At 61.7% G+C, this 15,965-nt stretch carries 17 protein-coding genes; 12 read left to right on the top strand and 5 right to left on the bottom strand.

The features are described 5' to 3' along the window. Positions 1-37 precede the first annotated feature (37 nt). Genes ACGJAX_RS02515 through ACGJAX_RS02505 form a run of 3 tightly spaced genes read left to right on the top strand, consistent with a single transcriptional unit; the run spans position 38 to position 2,661 of the window. Positions 38-1,024 carry an ABC transporter substrate-binding protein gene (locus tag ACGJAX_RS02515; protein WP_247254633.1) on the top strand — a complete coding sequence of 329 codons (987 nt, stop codon included), beginning with the start codon at positions 38-40 and terminating at the stop codon, positions 1,022-1,024. Between the two features lie 9 nt (positions 1,025-1,033). Continuing rightward, entirely contained in the window at positions 1,034-1,837 is an 804-nt protein-coding gene (locus tag ACGJAX_RS02510) for an ABC transporter permease (protein WP_090325420.1), read from the top strand. After that, positions 1,825-2,661, top strand: coding sequence for an ABC transporter ATP-binding protein (locus tag ACGJAX_RS02505; RefSeq protein WP_090325418.1), 837 nt, complete (start codon positions 1,825-1,827; stop codon positions 2,659-2,661). The genes ACGJAX_RS02510 and ACGJAX_RS02505 overlap by 13 nt, the downstream gene beginning before the upstream one ends. 138 nt (positions 2,662-2,799) lie before the next feature. Here the strand turns inward: ACGJAX_RS02505 and ACGJAX_RS02500 are convergent, their stop codons facing one another. Next, entirely contained in the window at positions 2,800-3,879 is a 1,080-nt protein-coding gene (locus ACGJAX_RS02500) for an endonuclease/exonuclease/phosphatase family protein (RefSeq protein WP_390957339.1), read from the bottom strand. Between the two features lie 67 nt (positions 3,880-3,946). Then, positions 3,947-4,621 carry a YciC family protein gene (locus ACGJAX_RS02495; protein WP_090325414.1) on the bottom strand — a complete coding sequence of 225 codons (675 nt, stop codon included), beginning with the start codon at positions 4,619-4,621 and terminating at the stop codon, positions 3,947-3,949. A 178-nt stretch (positions 4,622-4,799) separates the two neighbouring features. On the opposite strand from ACGJAX_RS02495, the gene ACGJAX_RS02490 reads away from it, so the two are divergent. The 4 genes from ACGJAX_RS02490 to ACGJAX_RS02475 all read left to right on the top strand — a co-directional run bounded on the left by ACGJAX_RS02490 (position 4,800) and on the right by ACGJAX_RS02475 (position 7,779). Continuing rightward, the gene (locus tag ACGJAX_RS02490) at positions 4,800-5,585 is read left to right on the top strand and encodes a DUF2076 domain-containing protein (RefSeq protein ID WP_090325412.1); all 786 of its coding nucleotides are present in this window, start codon (positions 4,800-4,802) and stop codon (positions 5,583-5,585) included. A gap of 204 nt (positions 5,586-5,789) precedes the next feature. Then, positions 5,790-6,269, top strand: coding sequence for an NYN domain-containing protein (locus ACGJAX_RS02485; RefSeq protein WP_047533625.1), 480 nt, complete (start codon positions 5,790-5,792; stop codon positions 6,267-6,269). A 22-nt stretch (positions 6,270-6,291) separates the two neighbouring features. Beyond that, positions 6,292-6,903 carry an exonuclease domain-containing protein gene (locus ACGJAX_RS02480; RefSeq protein WP_390957338.1) on the top strand — a complete coding sequence of 204 codons (612 nt, stop codon included), beginning with the start codon at positions 6,292-6,294 and terminating at the stop codon, positions 6,901-6,903. Positions 6,904-7,284: 381 nt separating this feature from the next. Further along, a complete protein-coding gene (locus tag ACGJAX_RS02475) occupies positions 7,285-7,779 on the top strand; it encodes a BRO family protein (protein WP_390957337.1) in 495 nt (164 codons plus the stop codon). 129 nt (positions 7,780-7,908) lie between these two features. On the opposite strand, the gene ACGJAX_RS02470 is transcribed toward ACGJAX_RS02475, so the two are convergent. Beyond that, positions 7,909-8,361 (bottom strand): Lrp/AsnC family transcriptional regulator, encoded by a 453-nt coding sequence (locus ACGJAX_RS02470; protein WP_007990688.1) that lies wholly within the window; start codon positions 8,359-8,361, stop codon positions 7,909-7,911. Between the two features lie 162 nt (positions 8,362-8,523). On the opposite strand from ACGJAX_RS02470, the gene yedA reads away from it, so the two are divergent. Both yedA and ACGJAX_RS02460 read left to right on the top strand, forming a co-directional pair. After that, positions 8,524-9,453 carry a drug/metabolite exporter YedA gene (yedA, locus tag ACGJAX_RS02465; protein WP_090325408.1) on the top strand — a complete coding sequence of 310 codons (930 nt, stop codon included), beginning with the start codon at positions 8,524-8,526 and terminating at the stop codon, positions 9,451-9,453. A gap of 77 nt (positions 9,454-9,530) precedes the next feature. Beyond that, positions 9,531-10,868, top strand: a complete 1,338-nt coding sequence (locus ACGJAX_RS02460; RefSeq protein WP_090466929.1) for a DEAD/DEAH box helicase — start codon at positions 9,531-9,533, stop codon at positions 10,866-10,868. A gap of 112 nt (positions 10,869-10,980) precedes the next feature. On the opposite strand, the gene ACGJAX_RS02455 is transcribed toward ACGJAX_RS02460, so the two are convergent. Continuing rightward, positions 10,981-12,222: a TIGR03862 family flavoprotein gene (locus ACGJAX_RS02455; protein WP_390957336.1), complete on the bottom strand. Its 1,242-nt coding sequence runs from the start codon at positions 12,220-12,222 to the stop codon at positions 10,981-10,983. A 553-nt stretch (positions 12,223-12,775) separates the two neighbouring features. Then, positions 12,776-13,696, bottom strand: coding sequence for a histone deacetylase (locus ACGJAX_RS02450; protein WP_390957335.1), 921 nt, complete (start codon positions 13,694-13,696; stop codon positions 12,776-12,778). Between the two features lie 78 nt (positions 13,697-13,774). Between ACGJAX_RS02450 and ACGJAX_RS02445 the strand changes: the two genes are divergently transcribed. The 3 genes from ACGJAX_RS02445 to ACGJAX_RS02435 all read left to right on the top strand — a co-directional run bounded on the left by ACGJAX_RS02445 (position 13,775) and on the right by ACGJAX_RS02435 (position 15,907). After that, positions 13,775-14,344 (top strand): GNAT family N-acetyltransferase, encoded by a 570-nt coding sequence (locus tag ACGJAX_RS02445; protein WP_390957334.1) that lies wholly within the window; start codon positions 13,775-13,777, stop codon positions 14,342-14,344. Positions 14,345-14,447: 103 nt separating this feature from the next. Beyond that, a complete protein-coding gene (gene tesB, locus ACGJAX_RS02440; protein ID WP_090325399.1) occupies positions 14,448-15,317 on the top strand; it encodes an acyl-CoA thioesterase II in 870 nt (289 codons plus the stop codon). Next, on the top strand, positions 15,314-15,907 hold the full coding sequence (locus tag ACGJAX_RS02435) for an HAD family hydrolase (protein ID WP_090325397.1): 594 nt from the start codon (positions 15,314-15,316) through the stop codon (positions 15,905-15,907). The genes tesB and ACGJAX_RS02435 overlap by 4 nt, the downstream gene beginning before the upstream one ends. Positions 15,908-15,965 lie beyond the last annotated feature (58 nt).

Genomic DNA, 15,965 nt, shown 5'->3' with positions numbered 1-15,965 from the left:
CCCATCAAAACTAAATCAACAGCTTTGGGAGTGCTCCATGATCAAGTCCTTGCTTACCCGCGTTACCTATCCACTGGCGGTCACCGCCATCGCCGCGACGGTCGCCACCAGCGCCCAGGCCGGCACCCTGTCCATCGGTCACACCACCTGGGTCGGCTACGGCACCCTCTACCTCGCCCAGGACCTGGGCTACTTCAAGGAAAACGGTCTGACCGTGGAACTGCCGGTCGTCGAAGAGGCTTCGATGTACATGGCGGCGCAAGCGTCGGGCGAGTTGTCGGGCTCGGCCTCGACCATCGACGAAGTGCTGAAATACCGTCCGCAGTTTTGCTTCAAGGCGGTGGCTGCGCTGGATGACAGCCATGGTGGCGATGGCGTGCTGGTGGGCAAGGACGTCAAGAGCCTGCAGGAACTCAAAGGCAAGGCCGTGGCGGTCAACGAAGGGTCGACCTCACAGTTCTGGTTGTCTTACCTGCTGAAAAAACAGGGCATGACCATGAGCGACATCACCGTGCAGAACATGACGGCTGACGACGCCGCCACCGCGTTCATCGCCGGTCGCGTGCCCGCGGCGGTGACCTGGGAGCCGCACCTGTCGATGGTCCGCGACAAGCAACAGGGTAAGGTGCTGATCGACAGCAGCAGCACGCCGGGGGTGATTGTCGACGTGGTGGCACTTAACTGCACCGTCATCGAAAAACAACCGCAAGACGTCAAGGCCCTGGTGGCCGGTCTGTACAAGGCCGTGCAGTACACCAAGGACCACCCGGAGCAAGCCTACAAAATCATGGCCAAGGGTGTCGGCGGCTACCTGGCCGATCCGAAGGAACTGGCCGCAGCCGCCAAAGGCGTGCGTTTCTACGATCAGGCCATGAGCGAACAACTGCTCGGCTCGCCGGGCAAGCCGGGTGACAGCGAACCGCTGATCAAACTGGCCAACGAGACCGCCAGCGAGCTGCAGGGCAAGCCGTACAACGTCAGCAATGACGACCTGATCGACAACCGTTTCGTCAGCCCGCTCTAGGAGGTTTGCATGTTCAAGCGCAATTCATGGCTGAGCCGCTGCATCACACCCAAGACCGGTTTGCCGGTGTCGGTGATCTGGAGTGCGAGCGGCCTGGCCTGGGTCTTGTTGGTCGGCCTCTGGGCCGGGTTGTCCTACGGCGGCGTGGTGCCGGGCATGTTCCTGCCGACACCGGGCGCCGTGGTCGAGGCCGCCGTGCGCCTGAGTCGCGACGGCACTCTCGGCCAGCACGTATGGGCCAGCGTCGAAGTGGTGATGGTCGGTTTCATTGTCTCGTCCCTGGTCGCCGTGCCGCTGGGGCTGCTGATGGGCAGCTTCCGCATCGTCCAGGCGTTCCTCGAGCCGATGGTCAACTTCATCCGCTACCTGCCGGTTACGTCCTTCGTGCCGCTGTTCATTCTGTGGATCGGCATCGGTCTGGAGCAGCGGGTGTCGGTGATCATCTTCGGCGTGTTCTTCCAGCAACTGGTAATGATCGCGGACGTGTCCAAGGGCATCTCCAAGGACCTGATCAACGCCTCTTACACCCTGGGCTCGAACCGCCGCGACGCGGTGCTGCATGTCATTGCTCCGGCGTCATTGCCGGGCGTGCTCGACACCCTGCGCGTGACCATGGGCTGGGCCTGGACTTACCTGGTCGTCGCCGAACTGGTCGCGGCCTCCAGTGGCCTGGGCTACCTGAGCCTCAAAGCCATGCGCGGCTTTCAGGTGGATGTGATTTTCCTGGCCATCGCCATCATCGGCCTGCTGGGCCTCGCTACCGATCAACTGTTCCGTTTCCTTCGTCTGAGGATCACCGCATGGGCTCAGTAACCGCTGCCAATCATCGATTCGCCAACTCCCAGGCCACCGCGGTGCAGGCCGCGCCACGACTGCAAGTGGACAAGGTCAGCCTGCGTTACAAAAAGCCCGATGGCGGCACGTTTACCGCGTTGGAGCAGGTCTCGTTCGAAGTGCCGGATCAGCAATTCGCCGTGCTGGTCGGCCCTTCGGGGTGCGGCAAGTCGAGCCTGCTGTACCTTACCGCCGGCCTGAACGAACCCACGTCGGGCGAGATTTATGTGGGAGGCCAGCAAGTGCAGGGGCCGGGTGCGGATCGCGGCATGGTGTTCCAGAGCTACACGCTGTTTCCGTGGCTGACCGTGCGCCAGAACGTCGAGTTCGGTCTCAAGCGCCGTGGCATGTCGGCGGCGCAACGCAAGGACATTGTCGACTACTACGTCAACGAAGTCGGCTTGAGCAACTTCGCCGACAACTACGCCAAGCAGCTCTCCGGCGGCATGATGCAGCGCGTGGCGATCGCCCGCGCGCTGGCCAACGACCCGCAGATCCTGCTGATGGACGAACCCTTCGGCGCTCTCGACAGCCAGACGCGCCTGCAAATGCAGCAGCTGTTGTTGCGGGTCTGGGGCAACAGCAAGAAGACCGTATTGTTCGTCACCCATGACATCGATGAAGCGATTCTGCTCGGTGACCGGGTCTATGTGATGGGCGCGCGGCCGGGGCGGATCAAGCAGATTCTCGACGTGCCGATCGAGCGCCCACGCACGCTGGACATGGTCATGGAGCACTCGTTCATCGACATGAAACGCAAGATTTTCGGCTTGCTGCATGACGATCTGGAAGAGGTGCATTGATGCACATTCCTTGTGGGAGCGAGCCTGCTCGCGATGGCGGAATGTCAGTCGACATCCTTTTTGAATGATGAATCGCCATCGTCGGAACGCCGCCCGGAGCAGGCACGTACAGGTTCGGTGTTGGCCTGGAGCGTGGCGCTACGGCGCCGCCGGCAACAGGAACCGGGCGATCAACGGCAAGTGGTCAGAGATGCGCAACGTATCGTCCTGTCGCACCCTCGCTTCAACCCGTTTGATGCGCGGGCTGTAGAACAGGTAGTCGACCGTCCGGTCCGGGCCGCTCACGCCCGGATCGTTCGGGTAGTGCGTCAGCCAGCGCGCCCGGTCGATGCCACTGGCCTCGTTGTTGGTGGGGATCATCGGGTATTTGTCCCACAGCGCATGCAAGGCGCTGTCGGCGGAATAGGGTGTGCGTTGCTCGCTGGGCAGGCGCTGGTATTGGCCCAGCGGCAGGAGGTTGAAATCGCCGCCGATCAGCCAGGGCGTGCCACGGCTTTCGAATTTGTCGAGGACCTTGGTCACGGCCGAGATTTGCGTTTGCAGGGTGTCGTCGAGTTGGGTCGCACGGTCCAGGTGGGTGTTGAGGATCGCCATCTGGCCGCCATCGCTCAACGGCAGGTAGGTGAGCAGCAAGGCGTCTTTCGGCTTGAACTGACGGCTGATCAGGTTGACCTGTGACACCGGCAGTTGCAGGCGCTCGGCGTGTTCGATCTCGTAGCGACTCAAGGTCGCCAATTGCCGGCCAACGCTGCCGAAAATGTGCGGATCAGGGATGAAATCGGCTTTCCAGTCGAATGCGTGGGCACTGCATGGATAGAGATCGGCGACCCGTTCCTGCAAGAGTTTGAGCTGATTCTGGTAATCGCTGGCCTTGGCGCCGTCATCGAGTTCCTGCAACAACACCACGTCCGGTTGCTCGTCGCGAATCACCCGCGCCACTTCATCGAGGCTGAAGGCCATGTCGTCGGCGGTGGGGGCTTCGTCGGTGCCGGCCGCCTGGTCATTCCAGAACACGTAGCGCTTGCCCGCCAGGTACTGGACGTTCCAGGTCATCACCTTCAACGCCTGGCCAGGTGCCAGGAGGGGGGCCTGAGTACTGCAACTGACCGGTAGCACTTCCCTGGCGTCGGGGCGCCAGGTCAGGCTGTAGACCATCGCGCCTGCCAGGCCGGTCACGATCAACAATCCCAGCAGGGCGTAGCGCAGTGGTCGGGTCATGGCTCGGCTTATCAGTGTTACGAAAATTGATCCCGAGCATACCCGAGTGACGAACCGTCGCCCAAGGTCAGCGTGGTCCCTCGATTTTTTCCGGTGCATCGCCGATCAGCATGAACAGGCGGAACAACACCACGCTGGTAAACAGTTGCAGGAAGCTGTGGGCGCTGTCGATCAACAGTGAGATCGCCGGGTTCTGCGGGTCGGGATACACCGCCAGCGTCGCGCCCTTGAGCACCCACAACGGCCCCATCACGCACAGAATGCACACCAGGATGCGTATGAAATGACCGCGTGTCAGGCGCAGGCTTTCCTTCATCGCCGCCAGCGGGGCCAGGCCACGCAGCACCAGCAGGTACTCGCCGAAGGCCAGGGTCACCATCAGGTAAATGCCGGGCAGGAAATACAGGGACAGGCCGAGCAGAATCAGCACGGTATTGAGGGCGGTCAGCAAGGCAAAGCGCGGCCACAGGTAGGCGGACCTTGCCAGCAGATCGCGGTTACGGGGCGATTCCCCCCGGCTGCGGGCATCGAGAAACAGAATCAGCGCGGCGGTGTACAGCGGATAGACCAGCAAACCGACGATCACGCTCACGCCGGGAAAACTGTCCGGCTCGGTGGAACGGTCGACCACTTGTTGCAGCAGGGCCTCGATGATCACCAGCGGCAGGCACAGTTGCACAATCTGACCCAGATTGCGTTTGAAGAAATACAGGGAGTCACGCAGTACATCGAACGGATTCATCAGTCGGTATCGCAGGTTGAAAGCAGTGGCCCACTTTAACCGATGATGTGCACAAGGGCACAAACGTAAACGTTCGGTAAAGGTCATTGAAACAACTTGTTTCAGCCTCCATTAAGGTCGAGCACCTTATCCTGTGTGGATACAGGCAACGATTTTCCCGGCAATCTAAGAGGTCGCCATGAACAGCGAAGAACAAACCCTGATCGATGGACTGTTTTCCCGGCTGCAACAGGCCGAAACGAACTCAGCTCCGCGCGACGCCCTGGCCGAGGCGCGGATCAAGGAACACCTGACTCGCCAACCCGCAGCTGGCTACTTCATGACCCAGGCGATTCTGGTGCAAGAGGCGGCAATCAAGAGCCTCGACGAGCAGAACAAGCAATTGACGGCACAAGTCCAGCAATTGCAGGCCGAACTGCAACAGGCCAAGGCACAGACAGCGGCGCCGGCGCCGACCAGTGGCGGCTTCCTGTCGAGCATCTTTGGTGGCAGCTCCCGCGAGCCGCAGCCGGCGCCGAGCCAAAGCGCACCGGTATCGAGCGGTGGCGGCTGGCGTGAGCCTGGCCGTTCGTCGTTCGGTGGCCAACCGCCGCAGCAAAACTACGGTGCCCCGCCACAGAACTATCCACAGCAGGGCTATGCACCGCAGCAACAGGCTCCAGCAGCGGCCGGTAGCAGTTTCCTCGGCGGCGCGCTGAAAACCGCAGCGGGCGTCGCGGGTGGCGTAATGCTGGCAGAAGGCATCAGCAGCCTGTTCCATCACAATCAGCAGCCGCAAGAAATCGTCGAAGTCATCAAGGAAGTGCCGGCCCAGGTCAACGACCAGGGCAACAATGGCTGGGGCGACGATCAGCGCATGGCCGGTAACGATTCCTACGGCAACGACCGGGGCGGCTTTGCCGACGCCGACTACAGCGATGACAGCTCCTCGTTCTTTGGCGGCGACGACGACTCTTTCGTCTGACCCTTCTGTAGACGCTGACCCGTGGCGAGCAAGCACGCTCGCCACGGGTGTCATTCTCCGGCGTTGCCCATTCCGCAGGTGCCATTCGTCCGGGGTGCCCGGGTGCCTCGGGCCGATTATTCGCGGAACACTCCTTCAGGCTGGCATACTGGGCGACTTTTCGGGCCTGGTGCCTGATCCTGCCTGCGCCCAAGGGGATGTGCGGTGAAAAAAATCGCAGTGTTCGCCGATGTCCAGAACCTCTACTACACCGTTCGTCAGGCTTACGGTTGTCACTTCAATTACGCCGCGCTGTGGGCTGAAATCAGCAAGCAGGGGCAGATTGTCGAGGCCTACGCCTACGCCATCGATCGTGGCGACAGCAAACAGCAGCAGTTCCAGCAGATCCTGCGCAATCTCGGCTTCACCGTGAAGCTCAAGCCCTTCATCCAGCGCAGCGACGGCTCGGCCAAGGGCGACTGGGACGTGGGCATCACCCTCGACATCATGGACGCCGCCGACCATGTCGACGAAGTGGTGCTGGCCTCCGGCGACGGTGATTTCGACATGCTGCTCGAGCGCATCATCAGCAAGCACGGCGTGCAGGCGGTGGCCTACGGCGTGCCGGGCCTGACCGCCAACTCGCTGATCCGCGCGGCCAGCCGCTACGTGCCGATCGAAGGCGCCTTGCTGCTCAAGAATTGATTTTTACGGAGTTCAAACAGGTTTGGAACGCATCGCAGTCATCGACTTTGAAACCACCGGGATCTCCCCGAGCAGCAGTTGCCGGGCCACGGAAATTGCCGTGGTGATCCTTGAACAGGGGCGCATCGTCGAGCGTTACCAGAGCCTGATGAATGCCGGCGTGCGCGTCCCGGCGTTCATCGAACAACTCACCGGCATCAGCAACGCCATGTTGCGCACCGCGCCATCGGCCGAGCAGGTGATGAATGAGGTCAACGAATTCGTCGGCACCACGCCCTTGCTGGCGCACAACGCCGCGTTCGACCAGAAATTCTGGGACTTCGAGCTGGGGCGAATCAAACGCACGCGATTGCAGAATTTTGCCTGTTCGCTGCTGTTGGCCCGCCGTCTGATGCCCGCCGCGCCCAACCACAAGCTCGGCACCCTCACCACCTTCGCCAACCTGCCCCACACCGGCAAGGCCCACCGGGCCATGGCCGACGCGGAAATGGCCGCCAACCTCATGGCGCACCTGGCCGACGAGCTGCGCCAGAAACACGGCTTGCGCGAGTTGTCCCACGATCTGCTGTGCAAATTGCAGAAAGTGCCGGCGGCGAAAATCAATGAGCATCTCAAGCGCCATCGCAGCGCCTGAGCACCATTCCCCTGTAGGCGCGAGCAGGCTCGCTCCTACAGGAATTGTGTTTAACGATGTCTCTGATTCGGCGATGGATCCTACCGAAACTTAGGGATTGTCTGTCTTGCCCGCCCAACCCCGCATCTCTAACCTCTCGGTGTCGCTGCAAACTCAGCGACCGGGCCTGCAAGCCCGCCGTAGTTTGTGAGGAGAGAACATACTCACCTATAATCGCGTCGCTTTACTTGGCGACCATCGATTTATGGTGGCTGTGTACGGGGTGACCTTCGGGTCTGCCGGGGTTTCTCCTACCACTCGGTCTTGCAGACTCGTACACAGCTGCCACCCATCACCTGCAAGTAATGCTGGCATCTCCCACTTTTAGGTAGGATGTTCGCCATGTTCAAAGTTACCCCCAACCCCCCTGAATCCTCAGATCACTTCACCCCCCAAACCTTCATCCGTCATCACATCCAGTTGCGAGCGCTGTTGCTGCATGCCGAACCGTGGTTTTCAGCCCGGGACATCGGCCGCTTGATGGGCGTGGACATCAACCCAAGGCAAGCGCTCAAGCTCGACGCGGATCAGCGGCGGATGATGGTTTTGTCTGGCCGCGACGGGTTGCAAGAAACCCTGATGCTCAGCGAGTCCGGCGTGTACGCGATGCTGGTCTATCACTACTGCCCGGAAAATCGCCATTTGCGGCGTTGGTTGACCCACCACGTAATCCCGATGTTGCGCGAAGAGGCTGGAGCGGTCTCCTATCAAGCCCCCCGCCTGCGTTCGATGGACTGGGCGGGCGGGACGCTGAGGCTGCTGCAATGGCGTAAAGAGCCGTGGATTCGCCTGCGGGATATGCCGGGCTTGTTGTCAGGCGGTTACAGCGGCATGTGATGTATTGCTCGTAGGAGCGAGCCGGCTCCGGGCGGCGTTCCGACGATGGTCGCCAACGATATCGCGGGGAACCTGACACCCCGCGTTGTTCTCCGGTTCATCGCGAGCGAGCTCGCTCCTACAGGTTGTTCACTTGCCATTGCCCTCGATGTGCCCCAGCGGCACGCGCTTTTCGATGGCGCTCGACAACACAATCGACGTCTTGCTGAAGCCGAACGTGGCGATCCGGTTGATCAGCTCTTCCAGCTCCGGCATCGAACCCACCGCCGCCTGCATGATCACGCACGGATCGCCCGTCACCCGGTGGCATTCTGTCAACTGTGGGATTTTGATCAGGTCGTCGTAGGCTTTCTGATTGCCGTGCTGGTTCAGGCGCAGTTCGATCACGCACTGGATCGGCAGGCCCAGCTTGGCCATGTCGACTTTCGCCTGGTAACCGGTGATGACGCCGCTGGCTTCAAGCTTGGCCACGCGTTCGGCGACAGCGGGGGCGGACAGGTTGACCTTGCGCGCCAGGTCCGCGTAGGACGCGCGACCGTTTTCCAGCAGGGCGCTGAGCAGCATGCGGTCGTATTTATCCACGGGCGACTCCTGAAAAGGGCTGACTTTCGAAACAACGGTATATAGCGTTGAAGTCCGTGTTTTGAAAAGTGTACCGGCGCTTTAAAAAGGTTTTGTAACTTATTTTCCGCTGTCAGCCTTTCTAGAATAGCGGCTCACTTGTCTTGCCTGTGAGCTGCCCCCATGCCTGGCCTACGTCGTTTTCCCTTACCGCTGATCGCCGCCTTCTTCGCCTTGTATGTGATTTGGGGCTCGACCTACCTGGTGATCCGCATCGGCGTGGAGTATTGGCCGCCGCTGTTGCTGGCCGGAATTCGCTTCGTCATTGCCGGGAGCTTGATGTACGCCTTCCTGCGCTGGCGCGGGGCGCCGGCACCGACCTGGGCGCAATGGAAAGCCGCGGGCATCATCGGCGTGTTGTTGCTGGCGTGCGGCAACGGCGCGGTCAGCGTGGCCGAGCACACAGGCGTGGCCTCAGGTGTCGCGGCATTGGCGGTGGCGACGGTGCCGCTGTTTACGTTGCTCTGTGGCTACTTCTGGGGCGCGCGTAATACCCGCCTCGAATGGGCCGGGATTGTCCTCGGGCTGATCGGGATCGCCATGCTCAACCTCGGCTCCAACCTGCAATCGAGCCCGCTGGGCGCTGCGTTGCTGGTATTTGCCGCAGCCACCTGGGCCTTCGGCTCGGTGTGGAGCAAACACTTGCCATTGCCTCAGGGCGCGATGGCCAGTGCCGTGGAAATGCTGGTGGGCGGGGTGGTGTTGCTGATCGGCAGTGCCGTGAGCGGCGAGCACCTGGAAAAGATGCCACCGATCGAAGGCTGGGCCGCGCTGGCGTACCTGACCGTGTTCGGTTCGATCATCGCCTTCAACGCCTACATGTACCTGTTGAAACACGTGCGCCCGGCGGCGGCCACCAGTTATGCCTACGTCAACCCGGCGGTGGCGGTGTTGCTCGGGATCGTGTTTGTCGGCGAGACCATTGGCATCGAAGAAGCGCTGGCAATGGCTGTGATCATCAGTGCCGTGGTGTTGATTGGCTTGCCGCAGTGGCGCCGTTCGCCGCAGCTGCCGGTGGTGAAGGCGGTGCCGACAGAATCCCGTGTGAATTAGGGTAAACTGCGCGCCATTGCATCTTGTTTTGCACACTTGTTTTGCACACCCGCGCTGAATTTTCCTACGGTATTCCCATGACTTTCGCCACCCTTGGCCTGATCGAACCCTTGCTGCGCTCCCTCGAGAAGCTTGGCTACCAGACCCCGACGCCGGTTCAGGCGCAAGCCATACCGGCGGTGCTGGCCGGTCGCGACCTGATGGCCGCCGCCCAGACCGGCACCGGCAAGACCGCCGGTTTCGCGCTGCCACTCCTGCAATTGCTGGCCATGGAAGGGCCGAAAGTCACGGCCAACTCGGTGCGCGCGCTGATCCTGGTGCCGACCCGCGAACTGGCCGAGCAAGTTCACGAAGCCGTGCGCCAGTACGCCGAGAACCTGCCGTTGCGCACCTACGCGGTGTACGGCGGGGTCAGCATCAACCCGCAAATGATGAAGCTGCGCAGCGGTGTCGATCTGCTGGTGGCGACCCCGGGCCGTTTGCTCGACCTGTTCCGCCAGAACGCGCTGAAGTTCAACCAGCTGCAAACCCTGGTGCTGGACGAAGCCGACCGCATGCTCGACCTGGGCTTTTCCGAGGAGCTGGCGAACATTTACCGCGCGCTGCCGAAAAAACGTCAGACGCTGCTGTTCTCCGCCACCTTCTCCGACGACATCCGCCTGCTGGCCGGGCAAATGCTCAACGACCCGCTGACCATTGAAGTCAGCCCGCGCAACGTGGCCGCCAACACCGTCAAGCAATGGGTGGTGACGGTGGACAAGAAGCGCAAGCCCGAGCTGTTCGTGCACTTGATGCGCAAGGGCAAGTGGAAGCAGGTGCTGGTGTTCGCCAAGACCCGTAATGGCGTGGATGCGTTGGTCGAGAAGCTGCAGGGCCTGGGCATCAATGCCGACGGCATCCATGGCGACAAACCCCAGGCGACCCGTCAGCGTGCGCTGGACCGTTTCAAGCTCAGTGAAGTGCAGATCCTGGTCGCCACCGACGTCGCGGCCCGTGGTCTGGATATCGAAGACTTGCCGCTGGTGGTCAATTTCGACTTGCCGATCGTCGCCGAGGACTACATCCACCGCATCGGCCGTACCGGCCGCGCGGGTTCGACCGGTGAGGCGATTTCCCTGGTGTGTGCCGATGAAGTGAACCTGCTGTCGGCCATCGAGATGCTCACCCGTCAGACCTTGAAGCGTCAGAACGAGCCGGACTTCGAGCCCGAGCACCGGGTGCCGGACACCGATGCCAGTGGTCAGGTGATCAAGAAACCGAAAAAGCCGAAGAAACCGAAAACGTCGGGTGGTGGCGGCAAGCGTAACCTCGGCAAGTGGGTCGACAGCGGTGAAGTCGCGCCAGCGGAACCTTCGGTCAAGCCTGTGCGCAAGGTGCCGGTGTTCAATACCGGGCCGCGTAAGCGTAAGCCTTAGTAGTTAAGGCGCCGGCCAAATCGCTATCGCGAGCAGGCTCGCTCCCACAGGGGATTTGTGAACGACACAGGTCCAATGTGGGAGCCTGCTCGCGATGGGCGCGCCACGGTACTCAGCCCTTGTGCTGCAACCACTGAATGACCCCCAACCCCGCCGCTCGCCCACTGGCGAAACACGCGGTCAGCAGATAACCGCCCGTCGGTGCCTCCCAATCCAGCATTTCCCCCGCGCAGAACACGCCAGGCAACTGCTTGAGCATCAAGCGTTCATCCATCGCTTCGAACAACACGCCGCCCGCACTGCTGATGGCTTCGCCCAATGGCCGGGTTTTCACCAGGGTCAGTGGCAATGCCTTGATCGCTTGGGCCAGCAATGCCATGTCCGCGAAGGTTTCGGCAGACGTCAGTTCGCGCAGCAGCGCAGCTTTCACCCCGTCGATGCCCAACTGGCTGTGCAGGTGTTTGGCCATCGAGCGTGAGCCGCGCGGCTTGCTCAATGCTGCCTGCACTTTATCCACAGGCCGGCCGGGCAGGAGGTCGAGATGAAGGGTTGCCGAGCCGTGCCGGTTGATCGCTTCGCGGATCGGCGCCGACAGGGCGTAGATCAGGCTGCCTTCGATGCCGGTGGCGGTTATCACACATTCGCCGAGGCGCGGCACGTCGTCGTTGAGGCCGAAAGCGATGTTTTTCAGCGGGCTGCCGGCGAATTTGCTGACCATCAATTCGCTCCAGGCCTGCACCTCGAAGCCACAATTGCTCGGTTGCAGCGGTGCGAGTCCTACGCCGCGTTGCGCCAGTGGCTGCATCCAGGCGCCATCCGAGCCCAGGCGCGCCCAACTGCCGCCACCGAGGGCCAGCAGCGTGGCGTCGGCCTGAACGGTTTTTTCGCCCTCGGGACTGTCGATGCGCAAACCGCCGGTTTCATTCCAGCCGAGCCAGCGATGGCGGGTGTGGATAACCACGCCGCTGTCACGCAGACGCTTGAGCCAGGCACGGAGCAGCGGCGCGGCTTTCATGTCGGTCGGAAAGACCCGGCCCGAGCTGCCGACAAAGGTGTCGATGCCCAAGTCGTGAATCCATTGGCACAGGGCTTCGGCGCCAAAGCCGCGCAGTAGCGGGGCGATCTGTGGCGCCCGTTCGGCGTAGCGCGAAAGGAATGCCGGGTAGGCTTCGGAGTGGGTGATGTTCATGCCGCCAACACCGGCCAGGAGGAATTTTCGACCAACCGAAGGCATGCCGTCGTACAGATCGACCTTGATCCCTGCCTGACTCAACACTTCGGCCGCCATCAAGCCGGCGGGACCACCACCGATGATGGCGACGTGAGGGGCGGAGAGTGTCGAGGGCTGGGTCATGGGCTGCGCTGCGGTCTGGCGGAATGAAGGCAGGCATTCTAGCAGCCAAAATCCCTGTGGGAGCGGGCTTGCCCGCGATGGCGGAGTGTCAGTCACCGAAGAGGTGGAGGGTGCCGGCCTCATCGCGGGCAAGCCCGCTCCCACAGGGATTGTGTGAGGTTGGAAAAAGGGTGGTTAAAAAATGATCACCGGTCTGTAGCCCTCATTCCATATGGCCTGTAGTCCCTTTCTCTCAGGTTATCCACAGGCAGCTCCACAGGCATTGTGGGTAAAGCGTCCACAATTCAGTGACAACCTGATGACTGCCAGACCCGATTCTGTAGGAGCGAGCTTGCTCGCGAAGGTCTTGAACGATGATGCGTGCCACCAGATGCTCAGCGGTGACGTTACGTTTTTCGCGAGCAGGCTCGCTCCTACAGGGTTATTGGTGTTTTTAAGGGTGGTTAAAAAATGATCACCGGTCTGTAGCCCTCATTCCATATGGCCTGTAGTCCCTTTCACTCAGGTTATCCACAGGCGGCTCCACAGGCATTGTGGGTAAAGCATCCACAATTCAGTGACAACCTGATGAATGCCAGACCCGTTGCGCGCTGTGGTGGAGAATGCCGTGGCGGCGGGCCAGGGCTTTGCGGTCCTTGCTGTAGCCGCCGCCGATCACCCCGACCACCGGGATATCGCGGCCCAGGCAATGGCGCATCACGGCTTCATCGCGGGCGGCGAGGCCTTCGTCTGTCAGCTTCAGATAACCGAGGGCGTCGTCCTTGTGTACATCGACGCCGGCGTCATACAGCACCAGATCCGGCTGGTAGAGCGGCAACAGGTAGTTGAGCGCGTCATCCACCACCTTCAGGTAATCGACATCGCCCATGCCGTTGGGCAATGGAATGTCCCAGTCGCTTTCGGCCTTGCGTGCAGGAAAATTCTTCTCGCAATGCAGGGAAACGGTAATGGCCTCCGGGGTGTCCTGCAGGATGCGTGCAGTCCCGTCGCCCTGGTGCACATCGCAATCGAAGATCAGTACCCGGTTCACCCGGCCACTTTCCAGCATGAAATGACTGATCACCGCCAGGTCGTTGAAGATGCAGAAGCCGGCCGGGTGATCATAGTGGGCGTGGTGAGTGCCGCCGGCCAGGTGACAGGCCAGGCCATGTTCGAGCGCCTGGTCGGCCGCCAACAACGAGCCGCCGACCGCCCGCACCGTGCGCCGGGCCAGGGCTTCGCTCCAGGGCAGGCCAAGGCGACGTTGATCCTCGCGAGACAACTCGCCGCCCATGTAGCGTTCGATATACGAAGGGTCATGGGCAAGGGCGAGAATCTCTGGCGGGCAGAGTTCCGGGCGCAGCAGGTCGGCGTCGCGGGTCAGGCCGCTGTCCACCAGGTGATCGCGCAGCAGGCGGAACTTGTCCATGGGGAAGCGGTGATCCGCCGGGAATTCGGGACTGTAGTCTTCGTGATAAATCAGCGGCAGCGGCATGATGCTTTCGTACAGGAATGAGTGAATGATCCTACCAGCGTTGTAGACTCGCGGCATGGAAATGGGGGGAGGAGCACGATGGAGCCGATAATGGAACTGACGAGCGCGCGGCTGCTGTTGCGGCAGTGGAGCGATGAAGACTTGCCGGAATTTGCGGCGATGTGTGCCGATCCACAGGTCATGCGTTATTTTCCGGCGCCCTTGAGCCGGCTGGAAAGTGCTTCATTGATCGGGCGAATCCGTGGTCATTTCGCTGAGCATGGTTTCGGTCTGTGGGCGCTGGAGCGCAAGGACACCGGGCAGTTCATCGGATTTACCGGGCTCGGGGTGGTGGGTTTCGATGCGCCGTTCACCCCCGCCATCGAGATCGGCTGGCGCCTGGCGCGGGAGCATTGGGGGCTGGGCTATGCCAGCGAGGCGGCGTGGACCGCTCTGCGCTGCGGGTTTGACCGTTTGGCGCTGAACGAAGTCGTGTCCTTTACCGCTGACAGCAACCTGCCGTCGCAGAAGGTCATGCAGGCGATCGGCATGCAGCATGACCCTGCCGATGACTTTGAACACCCCAGGCTTGCCGTCGATCATCCCTTGCGCCACCACGTGCTGTATCGCATCAGCCGTGAACAATGGCTGCAAACCTTGCATGGATAAGCCGGCGCGGATGTTTACAATGACCCCATCGGCTTTGGCCAGAAACTGAATCGACCGCCGCAGCCCAGACTGCGCGGCATTGCGTTGTGTGAGGAGAGTCTGAATGAGCCAAGTGTTGGATGATCTGGTCGACCTGCTGACCCTGGAGCCGATTGAAGAAAACCTGTTCCGTGGCCGTAGCCAGGACTTGGGTTTTCGGCAGTTGTTCGGCGGCCAGGTACTCGGCCAGTCGCTGTCGGCGGCCAGTCAGACCGTCGAAGAGGCGCGCCACGTGCATTCGATGCATGGCTATTTCCTGCGTCCGGGCGACGCCGGGTTGCCGGTGGTGTATCAGGTTGACCGGGTGCGCGACGGCGGCAGTTTCAGCACGCGTCGGGTGACGGCGATCCAGAAGGGCCACCCGATTTTCACCTGCAGCGCCTCGTTCCAGTACGACGAAGAAGGTTTCCAGCACCAAAGCGAAATGCCGCAAGTGGTGGGGCCGGAAAACCTGCCATCGGAGCTGGAGCTGACCCAGCAGCGCGCGCACCTGATCCCCGAGAAAATGCGCGAAAAGCTACTGTGCCCCAAGCCGATCGAGTTTCGACCCATCACCGAAAAAGACCCCTACAACCCGCTGCCTTCCGACCCGATCAAGTACGTCTGGTTTCGTGCCGATGGTGCCTTGGCGGACTCCCCTGCGTTGCACAAGTACTTGCTGGCCTATGCCTCGGATTTCGGTCTGCTGACCACCTCGATGCAGCCCCACGGCAAATCGGTCTGGCACAAGGACATGCAGGTCGCCAGCCTCGATCACGCACTGTGGTTCCACGCCGATCTGCGCGCCGATGACTGGTTGCTATACGCGATGGACAGTCCCTGGGCCGGCAACTCCCGTGGTTTTTCCCGTGGCAGCGTGTTCAACCGCGCCGGGCAACTGGTGGCCTCGGTCACGCAGGAAGGTCTGATTCGCCACCGCAAGGACTGGGCATGAGCCTGGCCGAAGTGCGTCACTGGGTGTTCGACATGGACGGCACCCTGACGGTGGCGGTGCATGATTTCGCGGCGATTCGCGTGGCACTGGCGATTCCGGCTGAAGACGACATTCTGACCCACCTCGCTGCGCTGCCGGCCGATGAAGCCGCCGCCAAACATGCGTGGCTGCTGGAGCACGAGCGTGACCTGGCGCTCGGGTCGAAACCGGCACCGGGCGCCGTAGAGCTGGTGCGTGACCTGGCCGGGCGCGGTTATCGCCTGGGCATTCTCACGCGCAATGCCCGGGAGCTGGCGCACGTTACGCTGGAGGCGATTGGCCTGGCTGACTGCTTCGCGGTGGAGGACGTGCTCGGTCGGGATGAAGCGCCGCCAAAACCGCATCCAGGTGGTTTGCTGAAACTGGCCGAGGCCTGGAAGGTGCCGGCGAGCGAGATGGTAATGGTCGGTGATTACCGCTTTGATCTCGATTGCGGACGGGCGGCGGGGGCGCGGACGGTGTTGGTGAACCTGCCGGAAAATCCATGGCCGGAATTGACCGATTGGCATGCGGCCGATTGCATTGAGTTGCGGCAGATGTTGTCGGCTTGAGCGCATGGTTGCCTGATCTGACGCCATCGTCGGAATGCCGCCCGGAGCAGGCTCGCAC

The sequence above is a fragment of the Pseudomonas moorei genome, assembly GCF_042846945.1.
GTDB lineage: Bacteria > Pseudomonadota > Gammaproteobacteria > Pseudomonadales > Pseudomonadaceae > Aquipseudomonas > Aquipseudomonas moorei.
The sequence above is the reverse complement of the archived record's forward strand: the minus strand, read 5'-3'. Positions and strand labels throughout refer to the sequence as shown.